This window comes from Streptomyces sp. URMC 127, assembly GCF_051386535.1.
Classification (GTDB): domain Bacteria; phylum Actinomycetota; class Actinomycetes; order Streptomycetales; family Streptomycetaceae; genus Streptomyces.
The window spans coordinates 1-16,103 of record NZ_JBPQTW010000158.1; the positions used below are offsets into that span (position 1 = coordinate 1).

The 16,103-nt window shown below is 73.1% G+C and carries 18 protein-coding genes; 9 read left to right on the top strand and 9 right to left on the bottom strand.

Annotated features, from left to right (window positions below; translation table 11 throughout):
* The 4 genes from ACSNOH_RS25395 to ACSNOH_RS25410 form a co-directional block, all read right to left on the bottom strand.
* Nucleotides 1-1,248: DUF6986 family protein (locus ACSNOH_RS25395; RefSeq protein WP_436723737.1), on the bottom strand; the 1,248-nt coding region annotated here is incomplete at its 3' end.
* A gap of 145 nt (nt 1,249-1,393) precedes the next feature.
* Nucleotides 1,394-2,368 (bottom strand): electron transfer flavoprotein subunit alpha/FixB family protein, encoded by a 975-nt coding sequence (locus ACSNOH_RS25400; RefSeq protein WP_436723738.1) that lies wholly within the window; start codon nt 2,366-2,368, stop codon nt 1,394-1,396.
* Nucleotides 2,369-2,426: 58 nt separating this feature from the next.
* Nucleotides 2,427-3,215, bottom strand: coding sequence for an electron transfer flavoprotein subunit beta/FixA family protein (locus ACSNOH_RS25405; protein ID WP_436723739.1), 789 nt, complete (start codon nt 3,213-3,215; stop codon nt 2,427-2,429).
* A gap of 187 nt (nt 3,216-3,402) precedes the next feature.
* Nucleotides 3,403-3,906 (bottom strand): flavin reductase family protein, encoded by a 504-nt coding sequence (locus tag ACSNOH_RS25410; RefSeq protein ID WP_436723740.1) that lies wholly within the window; start codon nt 3,904-3,906, stop codon nt 3,403-3,405.
* Between ACSNOH_RS25410 and ACSNOH_RS25415 the strand changes: the two genes are divergently transcribed.
* On the top strand, nt 3,896-4,060 hold the full coding sequence (locus ACSNOH_RS25415) for a hypothetical protein (RefSeq protein ID WP_436723741.1): 165 nt from the start codon (nt 3,896-3,898) through the stop codon (nt 4,058-4,060). The genes ACSNOH_RS25410 and ACSNOH_RS25415 overlap by 11 nt on opposite strands.
* A gap of 114 nt (nt 4,061-4,174) precedes the next feature.
* Here ACSNOH_RS25415 and ACSNOH_RS25420 read toward each other — a convergent pair whose 3' ends face one another.
* The gene (locus ACSNOH_RS25420; RefSeq protein ID WP_436723742.1) at nt 4,175-4,501 is read right to left on the bottom strand and encodes a thioredoxin family protein; all 327 of its coding nucleotides are present in this window, start codon (nt 4,499-4,501) and stop codon (nt 4,175-4,177) included.
* 287 nt (nt 4,502-4,788) lie between these two features.
* Here ACSNOH_RS25420 and ACSNOH_RS25425 point away from each other — a divergent pair, with 287 nt between their 5' ends.
* Nucleotides 4,789-5,520, top strand: a complete 732-nt coding sequence (locus ACSNOH_RS25425; RefSeq protein WP_436723743.1) for a lysophospholipid acyltransferase family protein — start codon at nt 4,789-4,791, stop codon at nt 5,518-5,520.
* A 97-nt stretch (nt 5,521-5,617) separates the two neighbouring features.
* Here the strand turns inward: ACSNOH_RS25425 and ACSNOH_RS25430 are convergent, their stop codons facing one another.
* From ACSNOH_RS25430 to ACSNOH_RS25440, 3 genes are read right to left on the bottom strand one after another with little or no spacing between them, the layout of a single operon-like run.
* Nucleotides 5,618-6,688 carry a threonine aldolase family protein gene (locus ACSNOH_RS25430; RefSeq protein ID WP_436723744.1) on the bottom strand — a complete coding sequence of 357 codons (1,071 nt, stop codon included), beginning with the start codon at nt 6,686-6,688 and terminating at the stop codon, nt 5,618-5,620.
* Complete coding sequence (locus tag ACSNOH_RS25435; protein ID WP_436723754.1) at nt 6,685-7,446, bottom strand: SDR family NAD(P)-dependent oxidoreductase; 762 nt, start codon at nt 7,444-7,446, stop codon at nt 6,685-6,687. The genes ACSNOH_RS25430 and ACSNOH_RS25435 overlap by 4 nt, the downstream gene beginning before the upstream one ends.
* A gap of 56 nt (nt 7,447-7,502) precedes the next feature.
* Nucleotides 7,503-8,900, bottom strand: coding sequence for a DUF6421 family protein (locus ACSNOH_RS25440; protein ID WP_436723745.1), 1,398 nt, complete (start codon nt 8,898-8,900; stop codon nt 7,503-7,505).
* A gap of 429 nt (nt 8,901-9,329) precedes the next feature.
* Between ACSNOH_RS25440 and ACSNOH_RS25445 the strand changes: the two genes are divergently transcribed.
* From ACSNOH_RS25445 to ACSNOH_RS25455, 3 genes are read left to right on the top strand one after another with little or no spacing between them, the layout of a single operon-like run.
* Complete coding sequence (locus ACSNOH_RS25445; protein ID WP_436723746.1) at nt 9,330-10,265, top strand: ABC transporter substrate-binding protein; 936 nt, start codon at nt 9,330-9,332, stop codon at nt 10,263-10,265.
* The gene (locus tag ACSNOH_RS25450; protein WP_436723747.1) at nt 10,262-11,179 is read left to right on the top strand and encodes an amino acid ABC transporter permease; all 918 of its coding nucleotides are present in this window, start codon (nt 10,262-10,264) and stop codon (nt 11,177-11,179) included. Before ACSNOH_RS25445 ends, ACSNOH_RS25450 begins: the two co-directional genes overlap by 4 nt.
* A complete protein-coding gene (locus ACSNOH_RS25455) occupies nt 11,176-11,928 on the top strand; it encodes an amino acid ABC transporter ATP-binding protein (protein ID WP_436723748.1) in 753 nt (250 codons plus the stop codon). Before ACSNOH_RS25450 ends, ACSNOH_RS25455 begins: the two co-directional genes overlap by 4 nt.
* Nucleotides 11,929-11,951: 23 nt before the next feature.
* Here ACSNOH_RS25455 and ACSNOH_RS25460 read toward each other — a convergent pair whose 3' ends face one another.
* On the bottom strand, nt 11,952-12,494 hold the full coding sequence (locus ACSNOH_RS25460) for a GNAT family N-acetyltransferase (RefSeq protein ID WP_436723749.1): 543 nt from the start codon (nt 12,492-12,494) through the stop codon (nt 11,952-11,954).
* Nucleotides 12,495-12,720: 226 nt separating this feature from the next.
* Here ACSNOH_RS25460 and ACSNOH_RS25465 point away from each other — a divergent pair, with 226 nt between their 5' ends.
* The 4 genes from ACSNOH_RS25465 (at nt 12,721) to ACSNOH_RS25480 (ending at nt 16,094) form a co-directional block, all read left to right on the top strand.
* Nucleotides 12,721-13,305, top strand: a complete 585-nt coding sequence (locus ACSNOH_RS25465) for a DUF5134 domain-containing protein (RefSeq protein ID WP_436723750.1) — start codon at nt 12,721-12,723, stop codon at nt 13,303-13,305.
* An 86-nt stretch (nt 13,306-13,391) separates the two neighbouring features.
* Nucleotides 13,392-14,342: a M56 family metallopeptidase gene (locus ACSNOH_RS25470; RefSeq protein ID WP_436723751.1), complete on the top strand. Its 951-nt coding sequence runs from the start codon at nt 13,392-13,394 to the stop codon at nt 14,340-14,342.
* A 204-nt stretch (nt 14,343-14,546) separates the two neighbouring features.
* Nucleotides 14,547-15,260 carry a phosphatase PAP2 family protein gene (locus tag ACSNOH_RS25475; RefSeq protein WP_436723752.1) on the top strand — a complete coding sequence of 238 codons (714 nt, stop codon included), beginning with the start codon at nt 14,547-14,549 and terminating at the stop codon, nt 15,258-15,260.
* Nucleotides 15,261-15,476: 216 nt separating this feature from the next.
* Nucleotides 15,477-16,094 carry a TetR/AcrR family transcriptional regulator gene (locus tag ACSNOH_RS25480; RefSeq protein WP_436723753.1) on the top strand — a complete coding sequence of 206 codons (618 nt, stop codon included), beginning with the start codon at nt 15,477-15,479 and terminating at the stop codon, nt 16,092-16,094.
* Nucleotides 16,095-16,103: the final 9 nt, after the last annotated feature.

Consider the following 16,103-nt stretch of genomic DNA (forward strand, 5'->3'; position numbering starts at 1 on the left):
CAGCTCACCCCTCCCCAGCCCCGTCAGAGCCGTCACCTCCGTCTCCTCCACCGCACCGCAGTCCATCCCCCGCAGCAGATACCCGCTCAGCGCCCGCGCCGTAGCAGGCTCGTCCAGCACGTTCCCGCCGGCCCGGTTCACGTACGCGTCCAAGCGCGCCGCCGCGCTTCCCAGCCCCTCCCGGTAGAAGGCGTACACCGCCGCGTACCGCGTGACCAGGTGCCCGGGATGCATGTCCCACCCCTGGTAGTACGCCCGCGCCAGCGCCCGCCGCACCAGCCCGAAGTGCAGCCCCCACGCCGCGCGCACCTGGGACGCCGACCCCACCGGCAGCACGTTCGTCGACCCGTCGGACACCCGCACCCCCGTCCCCGCCGCAGCCACCTGCATCACGGCCTTCGCATGGTCCGCCACCGGATGGTCGGGGGCCTGGTGCGCCGCGCCGACCCCGCACGCCGCGCTGTAGTCGAACGTCCCGTAGTGCAGCGAGGCGACCCGCCCCTCCCCCGCGTCGATCATCCGCGCCACCGTCGCGCGCCCGTCCGCCCCGAGAACCGCCTGCGTCGTCTCGATCTGTATCTCGAAGCGGATACGGCCCGGCTCCAGCCCCCGCTCCTTCTCGAACTCCCCCACCAGCGCGGCCATCGCGGCGACCTGCTCCGCGTAGCCGACCTTCGGCAGCGTGAGCTGCAACCCCGCGGGCAGGCCGCCCGCCTCCATCAGCCCGCTCAGGAAGATGTCCAGCGTACGGATCCCGCGGTCCCGGACAGGGGCCTCCAGGCACTTCATCCGGATCCCCACGAACGGCGGCGCCACCCCGCCCCCGCCCATCGCCGCCACAAGTCCCGCCGCCCGCACCGCCGCGGCGTCCTCCTCCTCGTCCGGCCGCGGCCCGTACCCGTCCTCGAAGTCGATGCGGAGGTCCTCCACCGGCTCCCGCCGCAACTTGGCGCGCACCCGCTCGTACACCGGCACGGCGAGGTCTTCGGAGAGGCCGAGCGCTCCGGCCAGCGACGCGGCGTCGGGCGCGTGCTCGTCGAGCGCTTCCAGCGCCTGGTCGCCCCAGAACCGCACCGTGTCCGCGGCGAAGACGTCGGCGGGGACGTACACGGTGTGGACGGGCTGCCGCGTGCCGGGGTCCCCGGGATAGCGGCGCGCGAGGTCGGCGTCGACAGCGGCGAGAGAGGCGTCGATACGTTCCTTCACCGCCCCCGTAAAGGTCGTCGCAACCGGCTGCCGCTGTCCCATGGCTGGCCCACCCTCCACGTTTCCGCTGCGCGGAACCGACCGTCCGCGCGGGCGAAGCTATCGATGCCGCCGGGGGAGGTCAACAGGCAGGCCCCCGTACGCGGGGGTGCGTACGGGGGCCTGACGGAGAGCCGGTCGGGACCGGTCAGCCCTTGCGCGACTTGACCTCGTCGGTCAGCTGCGGGACGACCTCGAAGAGGTCGCCGACCACGCCGTAGTCGACCAGGTCGAAGATCGGGGCCTCGGCGTCCTTGTTGATGGCCACGATCGTCTTCGAGGTCTGCATGCCGGCCCGGTGCTGGATCGCACCGGAGATGCCCGCCGCGATGTACAGCTGCGGGGAGACCGACTTGCCGGTCTGGCCGACCTGGTTGGTGTGCGGGTACCAGCCGGCGTCGACGGCCGCGCGGGAGGCGCCGACGGCCGCGCCGAGCGAGTCGGCGAGGGACTCGATGATCGCGAAGTTCTCGGCGCCGTTGACGCCGCGGCCGCCGGAGACCACGATCGCGGCCTCGGTCAGCTCGGGGCGGCCGGTGGACTCGCGCGGGGTGCGGGAGACGACCTTGGTGCCGGTGGACTTCTCACCGAAGGTGACGGCGAGCTGCTCGACCGTGCCGGCGGCCGGGGCGGCCTCCGGGGCGGCGGAGTTGGGCTTGACGGTGATGACCGGGATGCCCTTGGTGACGCGGGACTTGGTGGAGTACGAGGCCGCGAAGACGGACTGCGTGGCCACCGGGCCCTCGTCGCCGGCCTCCAGGTCGACGGCGTCGGTGATGATGCCGGAGCCGGTGCGGACCGCGAGGCGGGCCGCGATCTCCTTGCCCTCGGCGGAGGACGGGACGAGCACGGCGGCCAGGGAGCCTGCGGCGGACACAGACTCGACCGCGGCCTGCAGCGCGTCGACCTTCGGCACGACGAGGTAGTCGGCGAACTCGGGGGCGTCGGCCGTGAGGACCTTCACCGCGCCGTACTCGGCCAGCGTCGCGGCTGCGGCGTCCGCACCGGCACCGAGGTGCACGGCGACGGGCTCGCCGATGCGGCGGGCGAGGGTGAGCAGTTCGAGGGTGGGCTTGCGGACGGCGCCGTCCACGTGGTCGACGTAGACGAGGACTTCAGCCATGGCGTTGCTCCTGCTGGAAAAAGTGGGGCGGGGGACGGTTCGTTCGGGATCAGAGAGCTCAGATGAACTTCTGGCCCGCGAGGAACTCGGCGAGCTGCTTGCCGCCCTCGCCCTCGTCCTTGACGACGGTGCCGGCCGTGCGGGCCGGGCGCTCCGCGGCCTCGTCGACCTTGGTCCAGGCGCCCTCCAGGCCGACCTCCTCGGCCTCGATGCCGAGGTCGGAGAGGTCCAGGGACTCGACCGGCTTCTTCTTGGCCGCCATGATGCCCTTGAAGGACGGGTAGCGGGCCTCGCCGGACTGGTCGGTCACGGAGACGACGGCCGGGAGGGAGGCCTCCAGCTGCTCGCTGGCGGCGTCGCCGTCGCGGCGGCCGGTGACCTTGCCGTCCTCGACCTTGACCTCGGAGAGCAGGGTGACCTGCGGGACGCCGAGGCGCTCGGCGAGCATCGCCGGGACGACGCCCATGCCGCCGTCGGTGGAGGCCATGCCGGAGACGACCAGGTCGTAGCCGACGTGCTCCAGGGCCTTGGCCAGCACCAGCGAAGTGCCGAGCGCGTCGGTGCCGTGCAGGTCGTCGTCCTCGACGTGGACGGCCTTGTCCGCGCCCATGGACAGCGCCTTGCGGAGCGCGTCCTTGGCGTCCTCAGGGCCGACGGTCAGGACGGTGATCTCCGCGTCGTCGTCGGCCGCCTCCTTGATCTGCAGCGCCTGCTCGACCGCGTACTCGTCGAGCTCCGAGAGCAGGCCGTCCACGTCGTCGCGGTCGACGGTCAGGTCTTCGGCGAAGTGCCGGTCGCCGGTGGCGTCAGGCACGTACTTCACAGTGACAACGATCCTCAAGCTCACGCCGGCTCTCCTACTGCATCGTCTCTTCAAAGCTGCCTTGGCAGGCAGCATAGGCGCCTTGTGGGGCGGATTCCGCCCGATGCGGGCCGCGCCTCGAACGGAATGTTACTCGTCAGTACAGCGACCCGTTCACCCGGGCGCAAGGCCGGTCGGCTGTGATCTGTCCAACGCGGGAAAGCGGGACGTCTCAGTCCCGCAGTCCGTTGAAGCGCCCCTGGTGGTAGACGAGCGGGCGGCCCGCCCCGGCGGAGTCGCCCGCGACGACCTCGGCGAGCACGACCCGGTGGTCCCCGGCGGGCACCCGGGCCACCACGCGGCACACCAGCCACGCGAGGACGCCGTCCAGCAGCGGCACCCCCTGCGGCCCCCGGCGCCACCTCGTGGGCGGGGCGAAGCGGTCGGCGCCGCTGCGCGCGAAGGTGCCGGCGAGCTCCTTCTGGTGCTCGCCGAGTATGTGCACGCCGACGTGCCCGGCCTCGGCGAGGACGGGCCAGCTGGAGGAGCCGGTGCCCACCCCGAAGGACACCAGGGGCGGCTCGGCGGCGACGGACGTGAGCGAGGTGGCCGTGAAGCCGACCGGGCGCGCGCCGTGCGCGGTGATCACGGCCACGCCGGCGGCGTGCCTGCGGAAGACGGAGCGCAGCAGTTCGGGAGTGGCGAGGGAGGTGCCGAGCCCGGGCGTGGCCGTCATGGAACTGTCCTTCTGCTGGTCGGTCGAGCCGGTCTGTACGGTCGTCGCGGGCATCGTCGGCACGGGCATCGTCGTCGCGGGCGTTGTCGGCACGGGCGTTGTCGGCACAGTCGTCGCGGGCATGGCCGGTCCCGGCCACATAACGTCACCCTGACGATTCGCGGTGGGGAGCGTCAAGGGCGGCCCGGGAGATGGGAGAGGGATCACGAGCGATCAGGAAGCCCGCTGTTCACATCACCCCGCCGTTCACACCACGCCGCCGCTCCCATCACACCGCCGCCCCGAGCGCCGCGATGACGTCCGCCTTGCGCGGCTGCCCGGCGGCGCGGCGCACGACACGGCCGGCGGCATCCAGGACGAGGACGGTCGGCGTCGCGGTGATGCCCAGGGCCCGCACGAGCGCCAGGTGCGCCTCCGCGTCGACCTCGACGTGCGCGACGCCCTCGACCATGCCCGCGACCTGCTCCAGGGTCCGCCGTGTGGCCCGGCAGGGCTGGCAGAAGGCGCTGGAGAACTGGACGAGCGTGGCCCGCGCCCCGAGCTCCCCGCCGATGTCGGCGGCCCCCAGCCGCAGCCCCTCGTCGCTCTCGCGCACCCCGGTCCCTCTCTCCGTCTTTCCGTTTCCGCTTCGGCTTCCGCCTGGCCACGCGCGGACCCCGCGGGCCCCGCGCCCCCGGTGCAGCACCGCCCCGCCCGCGGAAAATTCCTCGCCCCCGGGCCGGACGTGATGAGGATCTCCCGGCCGCCGGGGCGTCCTCGCTGGCCCCGGGCCGGGCATTCGGGCACGATCTGGCAGAAGCCGAACCCTACGACCGCGTAACCCTACGGCCGCGTAACCTCGCCCGGGAGACCCCTCCCCAGGCCCGGAAGGATCCTCCCTCGATGGCAGAGCTCGTCTACCCCCCGGTGATCGGTGTCGCCCGCACCATGTTCAAGGCGCTCGACCTGCGCTTCGACATCCAGGGCGCCGAGCACGTCCCCGCGCGGGGCGGGGCGGTCCTGGTGAGCAACCACATCGGCTACCTGGACTTCATCTTCTGCGGGCTGGCCGCCCGGCCCGCCAAGCGGCTGGTGCGCTTCATGGCCAAGGAGTCGGTGTTCCGGCACAAGGTGTCGGGTCCGCTGATGCGCGCGATGAAGCACATCCCCGTGGACCGGGCCGCCGGCATGGACGCGTACAAGCACGCGCTGTCCGCGCTGCGCTCCGGCGAGATCATCGGCGTGTTCCCGGAGGCGACGATCTCGCAGTCGTTCACGCTGAAGAACTTCAAGTCCGGCGCGGCTCGGCTCGCCCAGGAGGCCGGGGTGCCGCTGCTGCCGATGGCGCTGTGGGGCACCCAGCGGCTGTGGACCAAGGGCCACAAGCGCGACCTGGGCCGCAACCACGTGCCGATCTCGATACGGGTCGGCGAGCCGATGACGCCCGAGGCGGACGAGCACCCGGACACCCTCAGCGACCGGCTGCGCTGCCGCGTCCAGGAGCTCCTGGAGGCGGCGCAGCGCGCCTACCCGGTGCGGCCGAAGGACGCGGACGACACCTGGTGGATTCCGGCGCACCTCGGCGGCACGGCGCCGTCGCCGGACCTGGCGGCGGCGATGGACCGGCGCCGCTAAGGCGTACGCGCCCGGCACCGGGCGTACCCGCAGAGGAAAGGGCGCCCGGCCGCACACGCGGCCGGGCGCCCTTTTGCCTGGACGGGGCAGGCCGGGTCTACTGCCGGCCCATCTCCTCGGCCAGGGCCGCCGCGAAGGCGTCCACGTCGGCCTCAGTGGTGTCGAAGGAGCACATCCAGCGGACGTCTCCGGCCGCCTCGTCCCAGAAGTAGAAGCGGTAGCGCTTCTGGAGGCGCTCGCTCACGTCGTGCGGGAGCCGGGCGAAGACGGCGTTGGACTGCACGGGGTGCAGGATCTCCACGCCCTCCACGTCCCGTACGCGCTCGGCGAGGCGGGTGGCCATGGCGTTGGCGTGCGAGGCGCTGCGCAGCCACAGGTCGCCGCTGAGGAGGGCCTCGAACTGGACCGAGACGAACCGCATCTTGGAGGCGAGCTGCATCGACATCTTGCGCAGGTGCTTCATCGCCCGCACCGCGTCCGGGTTCAGGACGACGACGCACTCGCCGAAGAGCAGGCCGTTCTTGGTGCCGCCGAAGGAGAGCAGGTCCACTCCGGCGTCGGTGGTGAAGGCCCGCAGGGGGACGCCCAGGGAGGCCGCGGCGTTGGCGATGCGCGAGCCGTCGAGGTGGACCTTCATGCCCCGCTCGTGGGCGTGGTCGCAGATCTCGCGGATCTCCTCGGGCGTGTAGCACGTGCCCAGCTCGGTGGTCTGGGTGATCGAGACGATCTGCGGCTGCGCCCGGTGCTCGTCGTCCCAGCCGAAGGCCTCGCGGTCGATGAGCTCCGGGGTGAGCTTGCCGTGCTCGGTGGGCACGGTGAGCAGCTTCAGGCCGCCGACGCGCTCGGGCGCCCCGCACTCGTCGACGTTGATGTGGGCGGTGGCGGCGCAGATGACCGCGCCCCAGCGCTCGGTCGCGGCCTGGAGGGCGACGACGTTGGCGCCCGTGCCGTTGAAGACGGGGAACGCCTCGGCGGTGGGGCCGAAGTGCCCGCGCATCACGTCCTGGAGGTGGGCGGTGTAGTCGTCCTCGCCGTAGGCGACCTGGTGGCCGCCGTTGGCGACGGCGAGCGCCGCGAGGATCTCGGGGTGGGCGCCCGCGTAGTTGTCGCTGGCGAAACCGCGGACGCCGGGGTCGTGGCGGCGTATGGCGCCGGTCTTGCTGGTCATACCTGCGGAGTCAGCCACAGACGGGTTCCGTTCACTTCCTGGGCGGGCTTCTCCCAGACGCCGACGATCGCCTCGGCGAGGTCCTTGACGTCGGTGAAGCCCGCGAACTTCGCGTTGGGGCGCTCGGCGCGCATGGCGTCGTGCACCAGTGCCTTGACGATCAGGATGGCAGCCGCGGCCGGCGGCGGCCCCTCGCCCCCCGCCTTGCGGAAGGAGTCGGCGAGCGCGAGCGTCCACGCCTCGGCGGCGGCCTTGGAGGCGGAGTACGCGGCGTTGCCGGCGGTGGGCTTGCTGGCGCCCGCGGCGCTGATGAGCAGGAACCGGCCGTTGCCGCTGCGCTGGAGGGCCGGCTCGAAGGCGAGCGAGGTGTGCTGCACGGTGCGGATGAGCAGCTTCTCGAGCAGCTCCCAGTCGGCGAGGTCGGTCTCGGCGAAGGTCGCCGAGCCGCGCCAGCCGCCCACCAGGTGGACCAGGCCGTCGATGCGGCCGAACTCCTTCTCGGTGCGGTCCACCCAGTTGCGGGTGGCCGCCAGGTCGAGGAGGTCGACCGTGTCGCCGGTGACCGTGGCGCCGCCGTGGGCGTAGCGGGCGGCGTCGACGGCCTCGGCGAGGCGGGCCGCGTCCGCGTCGGCGGCGACGACCGTCGCCCCGGCCTCGGCCAGGCGCAGCAGCGTGGCGCGGCCAGCGGGGCCGGCGGCGCCCGCCACCGCCACGACGGCGCCGTCGAGCGGGCCGTTGCCGTTGGTGGGAGTGCTCATGGTCGTCTCCTTCGTCGCCTTCGCCTGCTCGCTGACGTGCCCGCTCGCGTGCTCGCTCACGCGGCCACCCGCTCGGCCTTCGCCGCGGTGATCCCCTTGGTCGAGGCGATCACGTGCCGCAGCTTCTTGGCAAGCGCCTCGTAGAACATGCTGAGCGGGAATTCGTCCGGGAGCACGTCGTCCACGAGCTTGCGGGGCGGCTGGGCGAGGTCGAGGGCCTCGGGGCCCTTGGCCCAGACGGAGCCGGGGTGCGGGGGGAGGTAGGAGGAGACCAGTTCGTAGGCGGCGAGCCAGTGGACCAGCTTGGGGCGGTCGATGCCGTCGCGGTAGAGCTTCTCGATCTCGCCGCAGAGCTGGTTGGTGATCTGCGGGGCGCGGTCCCAGTCGATGTGCAGGGTGTTGTCCGTCCAGCGTACGACGTCGTGGCGGTGGAGGTACGCGAAGAGGAGCTGGCCGCCGAGGCCGTCGTAGTTGCGGACGCGGTCACCGGTGACCGGGAAGCGGAACATCCGGTCGAACAGGACGGCGTACTGCACGTCGCGGCCGTGGGTGTTGCCCTCGGCCTCCAGCTTCACGGCCTCCTTGAAGGCGGTGAGGTCGCAGCGGAGCTCCTCCAGGCCGTACATCCAGAACGGCTGCCGCTGTTTGATCATGAAGGGGTCGAAGGGCAGGTCGCCGTGGCTGTGGGTGCGGTCGTGGACCATGTCCCACAGGACGAACGCCTGCTCGCAGCGGTGCTGGTCGCCGATCATGTCCTGGATGTCGGCCGGGAGCTCCAGGCCGAGGGCGGTGACGGCCGCCTCGGTGACGCGGCGGAAGCGGGCGGCCTCGCGGTCGCAGAAGATGCCGCCCCAGGTGAAGCGCTCAGGGGCCTCGCGGACGGCGATGGTCTCCGGGAAGAGGACGGCGGAGTTGGTGTCGTAGCCCGAGGTGAAGTCCTCGAAGGTGATGCCGAGGAAGAGCGGGTTGTCGTAGCGGGTGCGCTCCAGCTCGGCGAGCCACTCGGGCCACACGACGCGCAGGACGACGGCTTCGAGGTTGCGGTCGGGGTTGCCGTTCTGCGTGTACATCGGGAAGACGACGAGGTGCTGGAGGCCGTCGGCGCGCTGGGCGGCGGGCTGGAAGGCGAGCAGCGAGTCGAGGAAGTCCGGCACGCCGAAGCCGGCCTCGGCCCAGCGGCGCAGGTCGGCGACGAGGGCCGTGTGGTACGCGGCGTCGTGCGGGACGAGCGGCGAGAGCTGCTCGACGGCCGTGACGACGCGCTCCAGCTGGGCCCGTACGGCGTCGCCCGGTGGTGCGTCCTCCGCGGTGAAGTCGATGGAGCCGTCCGGGGACTGCCACGGCCGGATCGTTTCCACAGCGTCCTTGAGTTCGGCCCAGGCGGGGTGATCGATCACCGGCTCGGCGGTCGATTCGTCGGCCCGTATCGCCGTCGACGCAAGGATTTCCGTCATGGCTGCTCCTCCTCGGGAGAACTTGGCGTTAAGACACCGTATCTGTGCGCGCTTCTCCTGCTCAAGAGGGGAGGCGACAAATTATCCTGCCGACCCCCTGGTCAGCCGTCGTTTTTCCTGCACGGCTCCCCCATAAGTGTTCCCATTTCGGAATTTCCGACACATCGGTCCCAGCAGCCCCGTGTGCTGTCCTAGGCGAGTTCCGGTCATTCTCAGCGGCTCCCGGCCACTCCTGTCCGTTCGCGGCCGATCCTGTCCGTTCGCGGCCGATCCGGGCCGCCGGGGGCGGTTCCCGGCCCGCCCTGCCGTGTCCCCCGGGCCTACCCGTCCGGCGCCGGTGAATTCACGAAGGCGCAACAGTCTTCCGGTATTCGGACGACCGGTGACCTGACCTGGACAGATCAGTGATCACGCTGCCAGTCTCGCGCCATGCCCGTCGCCCACCGGCCCACGCGCCGCACCGCCACCCCGGCCGCGCCCTCCGCCGCCCGCCGCACGGCCCCGGCAGCCGCCTGCCTCGCCGTCCTGCTCGCGGCCGCCGCAGGCTGCGCTCCCCAGGAGGACGGCCCCTCCGGCTCCTCGAAGGCCTCGGCGCCGCCGCCCGCCGCGGCCGCGTGCACGAAGGGAAAACTGGCCACGCAGGTCCCCGGCAAGCTGACCGTGGGCACCGACAAGCCCGCCTACGCCCCCTGGTTCTCGGACGACGACCCCGCGAACGGCAAGGGCTTCGAGTCGGCCGTCGCCTACGCCCTCGCCGAGCGGCTCGGGTACGAGCGGGCCGACGTGGTCTGGCAGACCGTGCCCTTCAACACCGCCGTCGCCCCCGGCGCCAAGAAGTTCGACGTCGACATCAACCAGATCTCCGTCAGCGACGAGCGCCGCCGTGCCGTCGACTTCTCCTCCGGCTACTACGACGTCCGCCAGGCCGTCATCGCGCTCAAGGACTCCCCCGCCGCGAAGGCCCGCAGCACCGCCGACCTCAAGCACGTCAAGCTCGGCGCCCAGGTGGGCACCACCAGCCTCGACGTCGTCAACGACGTCATCCGGCCCGGCCGGCAGCCCTCCGTCTTCCAGAAGAACGACTACGCCAAGACCGCGCTCAAGAACGGCCAGGTCGAGGCCGTCGTCGTGGACCTGCCGACCGCCTTCTACATCACGTCCGCCGAGGTCCCGGAAGCGCGGATCGTCGGCCAGTTCGAGAGCAAGGGCGGCGCGCCCGAGCAGTTCGGGCTCGTGCTCGACAAGGGCAGCCGCCTCACGTCCTGCGTCAGCGGTGCGATCGACTCCCTCCGCAAGGACGGCACGCTCGCCCGGCTGGAGAAGAAGTGGCTCGCCGAAGCCGCCGACGCCCCGGTGCTCAAGTGAGCGCCGGCGAGGCCGCGGCCGGCCCCGCGGACGCCGCGCCGGCCCCGGCCGGGACGGCCGCCCGCGACACCTACACCCCCTCCGCACGCCGCCTCGAACGCGAGCGCTTCAAACGGGCCCGGGCGCGCCGCGCCACGGCCGTCGCCGCGTGCAGCACCCTCATCACGGGCGCCGTGCTGTTCCTCGCCGTCGTCAACTCCCCCGGCTGGCCGCGCACCCGTGAAACGTTCCTCGACGGGCACTACGCGCGCGAGGCGCTGCCCAAGGTCCTGGAAGGCCTGTGGCTCAACCTCCGCCTGCTGGTGGTGTGCGGGGCGGCCGTGCTCGTCCTCGGCCTGCTGATCGCCGTCGCCCGCACGCTGCGCGGCCCCGTCTTCTTCCCGCTGCGCGCGCTCGCCACCGCCTACACCGACTTCTTCCGCGGGCTGCCCCTGGTGATCTGCCTGCTGATGGTCGTCTTCGGCGTACCGGCTCTGCGCCTGCAGGGAGTGACGACCGACCCGGTGCTGCTCGGCGGGACGGCGCTCGTCCTGACCTACTCGGCGTACGTCGCCGAGGTCTTCCGCGCGGGCATCGAGTCCGTGCACCCCAGCCAGCGCGCCGCCGCCCGCTCGCTGGGCCTGACCGCCCGGCAGACCCTGCGCTTCGTCATCCTGCCGCAGGCCGTGCGCAGGGTCGTGCCGCCGCTCCTCAACGACCTGGTGTCGCTGCAGAAGGACACCGGCCTCGTCTCGATCGCCGGGGCGGTGGACGCCGTCTACGCGGCCCAGATCGTTTCGAGCAAGAGCTTCAACTACACGCCGTACGTCGTCGCCGGGCTCATCTTCGTCGCCCTCACCATCCCCATGACCCGCTTCACCGACTGGGTCACGGCACGGACGGACCGCCGGCGGGCACAGGGAGGGATCGTATGACCGTGCAGCCCGTACTGCGCCTCGAAGCGGTGCGCAAGACCTTCGGGGGCACGGTCGTCCTGCGCGACGTGGACCTGGAGGTCGCCCCGCACACGGTGACCGCCCTCATCGGCGCCTCCGGTTCCGGCAAGTCGACGCTGCTGCGCTGCGCGAACCTGCTGGAGGAGATCGACGACGGGGCGGTCTTCCTCGACGGCGAGGACATCACCGACCCGCGCACCGACCCGGACGCCGTCCGCCGCCGCATCGGCGTCGTCTTCCAGGCGTACAACCTCTTCCCGCACATGACCGTGCTCGACAACATCACGCTGGCCCCGCGGCGGGTGCACGGCGTCCCGCGCGCGGAGGCCGAGGAACGCGCCCGGGAGCTGCTGGAGCGGCTCGGCCTGGGCGGCAAGGCGGGCGAGTACCCCGACCGGCTCAGCGGCGGCCAGCAGCAGCGCGTGGCGATCGTCCGGGCGCTCGCGGGCCGGCCGCGGCTGCTGCTCCTGGACGAGATCACCGCGGCCCTCGACCCCGAGCTCGTCGGCGAGGTGCTGGGCGTCGTGCGGGATCTCAAGGAGGACGGCATGACGATGGTCCTGGCCACCCACGAGATGGGCTTCGCCAGGGACGTCGCCGATCAGGTGTGCTTCCTGGACGGCGGGGTCGTGCTGGAGCGCGGCACGCCCGAGGAGGTGTTCGGCCGGCCGCGCGAGGAGCGCACGAGACAGTTCCTGCGGCGGATCGTGGAGGCGGGCCGGCTCTGAGGGGCCGCCGTCAGCACCCACCGTCAGGCCAGGTCCTTGATCAGCAGCTCGAACTCGAGGTCGTCGCGCTGCGGGATGCCGAAGCGCTCGTCCCCGTACGGGAAGGGGCTCATCCGCCCGGTGCGCCGGTAGCCCCGGCGCTCGTACCAGGCGATCAGCTCGTCACGCTGCTTGATGACCGTCATGTGCATCTCGGTGGCGCCCCAGTCGGCGCGGACCAGCCGTTCGGCCTCGGCTATGACCGTCTTGCCGAGCCCGCCGCCCTGCATCTCCGGGCTGACGGCGAACATCCCGAAGTACGCGTGCGCACCCCGGTGTTCGAGCTGGCAGCAGGCGACTATGCGGCCGTCCCGCTCGACCACCAGCAGCCGGCTCGCCGGGTCCGTCACCACGGCCTCGACGCCTTCGGGGTCGGTGCGCTGGCCGTCCAGCAGGTCCGCCTCGGTCGTCCAGCCGGCGCGGCTCGCGTCGCCGCGGTAGGCCGACTCGACGAGCGCCACGAGCGCGGGCACGTCGTCGGTGGTCGCGTCCCGGAAGGTCGTCTCGGTGCTGCTGGTCGTTTCCATCGTGTTCCTGGGGTCCTCTCCGTACGGCGGTTCCGGCTCCGCATGAACACTAACCCGGCCCCGCGACGGGGCGGCCGCCGCTTGTGCGCCCCTGGCGTGCGACCGCGCGTGCGCGGGCGCATTGCCGCCCCTCCGGTGCCCTGCGCGTGCGCCCATGCGCCCCCGTGTGCATGCGTCGCCGTGGGAATCAACCGGAGGTGGGTCTGCGCGTCCGGGGAGGTGTGCCGTGCACGGACCGCCGCTGATCGGCTGGCTGCTGGTGGCGCTGTGCGCCGCGACGGGCGCGTACTGCCTGGTGCGCCTGCATGCGGGCCCCGGCGGGGAACGCCGGGCGGTCGGCAGCGACGCCCTCATGGGGCTGGGCATGGCCGCCATGGCCGTGCCGGCCACGGTCGTGGACACCCGGCCGTGGGGCGCCCTGCTGTTCGCCGTCGTCTTCGGGGCCGCCGGGGCGCACGCGCTGGTGGCCGTGGCCCGGGGCCGCGCCGACACCCCCCACCTCCACCACGCCGTGGGCGCGTTCGCCATGGTCTACATGGCACTGGCGATGGCGGGCGGCCCCGCGGGCGGCCGGGGCGTGCACGAGGGCACGGCCGCGCACGCCGCGGCGGCGCACGAGCCGGCGGGCACCCCGCTGCTGACCGGGCTGCTGCTGGTGTACTTCGCCGTGTACGTGGTCCGCACGGTGGCGGTGCTCGTCCCCGTCACCGCCGCCTCGGGCGGGCTCGCCTGGCCGGGCCGACCGGACCTCACGCACGCCTGCCGGCTGTCCATGGGCATCGGGATGCTGGCGATGCTGCTCACGCTCTGAGCGCGTGCCCCGCCTCTCCGTGGTGTGCGTCACTTCGCGCGCGGGACCGTACCCCTGCTCGCGCCGCCGCTCATAGGCTGACGGCCATGATGGTCCCGCTCGCGCTGCTGGTCCTCGGCGCACTGGTCGCGGCGCTGGCGCCGCGCGTCCTGACGCGCTCCGACTGGCCCGACCGCGAACCGGTCGTGGCGCTGTGGGTGTGGCAGTGCGCGGTGGCGGCCGTGCTGCTGTGCTGTCTGCTCGCCATGGCGCTGAGCGCCGCCGCGGCCTGGGAGGCCGTGCGCGGGCACGTCTTCGCCGCAGCGCCGCACGGCGTGGTCGAGGCCTACGCCCTCACCGCCTACGCCGCGTGGGCCGCGCCGCTGGCCCTGACGCTGGCGAGCGGCGGCGTGTGGACCGCGTGGATGCTGACCCGCGAGATCCGCTGGTCGCGCGCCCGGCGCCGCAAGCGCCGCGCGGAGCTGCTGGTGCGTTCGCCCCTGCTGCCCGGCGAGAAGCCCGGCGCCGACCGGCTCGTCGTCCTGGAGGGCGACCGCCCGGACGCCTGGTGGCTGGCCGGCGGCCAGGCCCCGCAGCTGGTGATCACGACGGGGGCGCTGCGCCGTCTCAAGGGTTCGCAGCTGGATGCGGTGCTGGCCCACGAGCAGGGGCACGCCCGGGCCCGGCACCACTGGCTGCTGCACGTCTCCTCGGCGCTGGCGAACGGCTTCCCGCAGGTGCCGGTCTTCGCGGCCTTCCGGGACCAGGTGCACCACCTGGTGGAGCTGGCGGCGGACGACGCGGCCTCGCGGCGCTTCGGGCGGCTGACGACCGCTCTGGCCCTGGTGGAGCTGAACGAGGACCGCGGGGTGTTCGGGCCGTGCCCGTCGCAGCTCTCCCAGGTGCCGACGCGGGTGCAGCGGCTGCTGGCTCCGGCGCCCCGGCTGACGGCAGGGCGGCGGCTGCGGCTCACCGCGGTGGCGTCCCTGGTGCCGGCGGTCCCGCTGCTGGTGACGTTCATGCCGGGGCTGAGCGTGCTGAGCCGCTCCGGCTCGTAGGGGCCGCACGACGGGCCCGTCCGGTACGGCGCCCCGCCGCCCGGAACGTCCCGTGGTGGCGAACAGCCGGCCCTCCCGTAAGGCCCCGTTGCGAACAGCCGGCCCGCTCGTAAGGGCCGGTTGTGGCGAACAGCTAGCCGCCCGGGACGGCCCGTTGTGGCGAACGGCTGGTCCCGCCCGCACCCCATGGGCCACGATCGCCTCATGCACGCCCCGTCGCAGCCCCGGCCCTCACTCCCCCGCTCCTCCTCCCGTACCCGCCCGGCCCGGTCGGCGGCGACGCGGTCAAGTCTCGTCCTCGCCGCCGTGTCCGGTGTGCTGCTGGCGGTGGTGGCCTGCGCGTGGGAGCCGCTCGTCTCGCTCGACCGGCAGATCGCGGACGGGCTGCACCCGGTGGCCGTGGAGCACGGCGGCTGGACGCGCTGCGTCCGGGTGCTCTCCGACTGGCTGTGGGACCCCTGGACGATGCGCGCGGCCCTGGCCGTTGCCGTGCTGTGGTGCGCACGGCGGCGCGACTGGCTGCTCTGCGCCTGGCTCGCCGGCACGTCGGCGCTGGGCACCGCCCTCCAGCAGGGCCTCAAGGCGGCGGTGGGACGGCCCCGTCCGAGCTGGCCGGACCCGGTGGCGACCGCGCACTACGCGGCGTTCCCCTCGGGGCACGCCCTGACGGCGACCGTCACGTGCGGCCTCCTGGTCTGGCTGCTGTGGCGGCACGGCGTGCGGGCGGCGGGGGTGCGGGCGGCTCTCGCGGCCGGTGCCGTCTCGGTGCTCGGGGTCGGCTTCACCCGCCTGTACCTGGGCGTCCACTGGCTGTCGGACGTCATGGGCGGGTGGCTGCTGGGCGGCGCGCTCGTGGCCGCTTCGGCGAGCCTGTACGACGTACTGACGGCCCGTCGGAGGGACCCCGGCCCCGCCTGAGCGTAAGTGCCGCGTCCGGCAAGGCGCCGTCCCGAGCCGGTCCGGGATGATCTGGTCTGATCTGGTCCGGGCTGATCTGGGCTGGTCTGGGCGGTCCCCCGCGCCGCCCAGGCCAGCCGGACGCGCCGGAAGTCGTACCACGCCGGGGGCGGGGCAGGACGGCCGGGTAGCTCCTGAGTATATTGGCCCGGAGCCAGTCAACGCAGGAGTTACGGAATGTCCCCGCGCAGCGCGTCGGCCAACGAGGAGATGCGCCGCCGTTCCCGTGAGCGGCTGCTCCAAGCGACGGTCGAGCTCATCGGTGAACGCGGGTACGAGGCGACGACGCTCGCCGATATCGCCGACCGGGCGGGCACGGCGCGCGGCCTCGTTTCGTACTACTTCCCGGGCAAGCGGCAGTTGCTGCAGTCCGCGGTGCACCGCGTGATGCACTTGGAGCTCGAGGCCGGCCTGGAGCGCGCCCCGTGCGCCCGGGACGGCCGCGAGCGCCTCGCCCGTGCGATCGACGCGATCCTCGGGCTCGCCCGCGACCGGCCGCTGCTGATGCGCACCCACATGGCCGGAATCCTCCAGGCGGAAGGATTCATCCAGTGCCCCGAGCAGCAGCGCCTCGCGCGCCTGCTGCACGACACGGTCGCGGCCTACGGCTCCCCCGACCCCGACGCGGACTACCCGCTGCTGCGCGCGCTGCTGATGGGCGCCGTCGTGGCGGTCCTGCTGCCGGGGGCGCCCATGCCGTTCGAACGCCTGCGCGCGGAACTGTTCCAGCGCTACGGGCTCGACTGGGAGCTCGGCGTGCCGCCCGGCCCCGAACCGCCGCCCCCGGGCGCCTGACCTGCGGCC

Excerpts from the sequence above, each read along its gene's own strand:
- ACSNOH_RS25400 (WP_436723738.1), bottom strand. The coding sequence starts at position 2,368 with ATGGCTGAAGTCCTCGTCTACGTCGACCACGTGGACGGCGCCGTCCGC.
- ACSNOH_RS25410 (WP_436723740.1), bottom strand. The coding sequence starts at position 3,906 with ATGACGGCCACGCCCGGGCTCGGCACCTCCCTCGCCACTCCCGAACTG.
- ACSNOH_RS25425 (WP_436723743.1), top strand. The coding sequence starts at position 4,789 with ATGGCAGAGCTCGTCTACCCCCCGGTGATCGGTGTCGCCCGCACCATG.
- ACSNOH_RS25430 (WP_436723744.1), bottom strand. The coding sequence starts at position 6,688 with ATGACCAGCAAGACCGGCGCCATACGCCGCCACGACCCCGGCGTCCGC.
- ACSNOH_RS25435 (WP_436723754.1), bottom strand. The coding sequence starts at position 7,446 with ATGAGCACTCCCACCAACGGCAACGGCCCGCTCGACGGCGCCGTCGTG.
- ACSNOH_RS25440 (WP_436723745.1), bottom strand. The coding sequence starts at position 8,900 with ATGACGGAAATCCTTGCGTCGACGGCGATACGGGCCGACGAATCGACC.
- ACSNOH_RS25445 (WP_436723746.1), top strand. The coding sequence starts at position 9,330 with ATGCCCGTCGCCCACCGGCCCACGCGCCGCACCGCCACCCCGGCCGCG.
- ACSNOH_RS25455 (WP_436723748.1), top strand. The coding sequence starts at position 11,176 with ATGACCGTGCAGCCCGTACTGCGCCTCGAAGCGGTGCGCAAGACCTTC.
- ACSNOH_RS25460 (WP_436723749.1), bottom strand. The coding sequence starts at position 12,494 with ATGGAAACGACCAGCAGCACCGAGACGACCTTCCGGGACGCGACCACC.
- ACSNOH_RS25470 (WP_436723751.1), top strand. The coding sequence starts at position 13,392 with ATGATGGTCCCGCTCGCGCTGCTGGTCCTCGGCGCACTGGTCGCGGCG.
- ACSNOH_RS25475 (WP_436723752.1), top strand. The coding sequence starts at position 14,547 with ATGCACGCCCCGTCGCAGCCCCGGCCCTCACTCCCCCGCTCCTCCTCC.
- ACSNOH_RS25480 (WP_436723753.1), top strand. The coding sequence starts at position 15,477 with ATGTCCCCGCGCAGCGCGTCGGCCAACGAGGAGATGCGCCGCCGTTCC.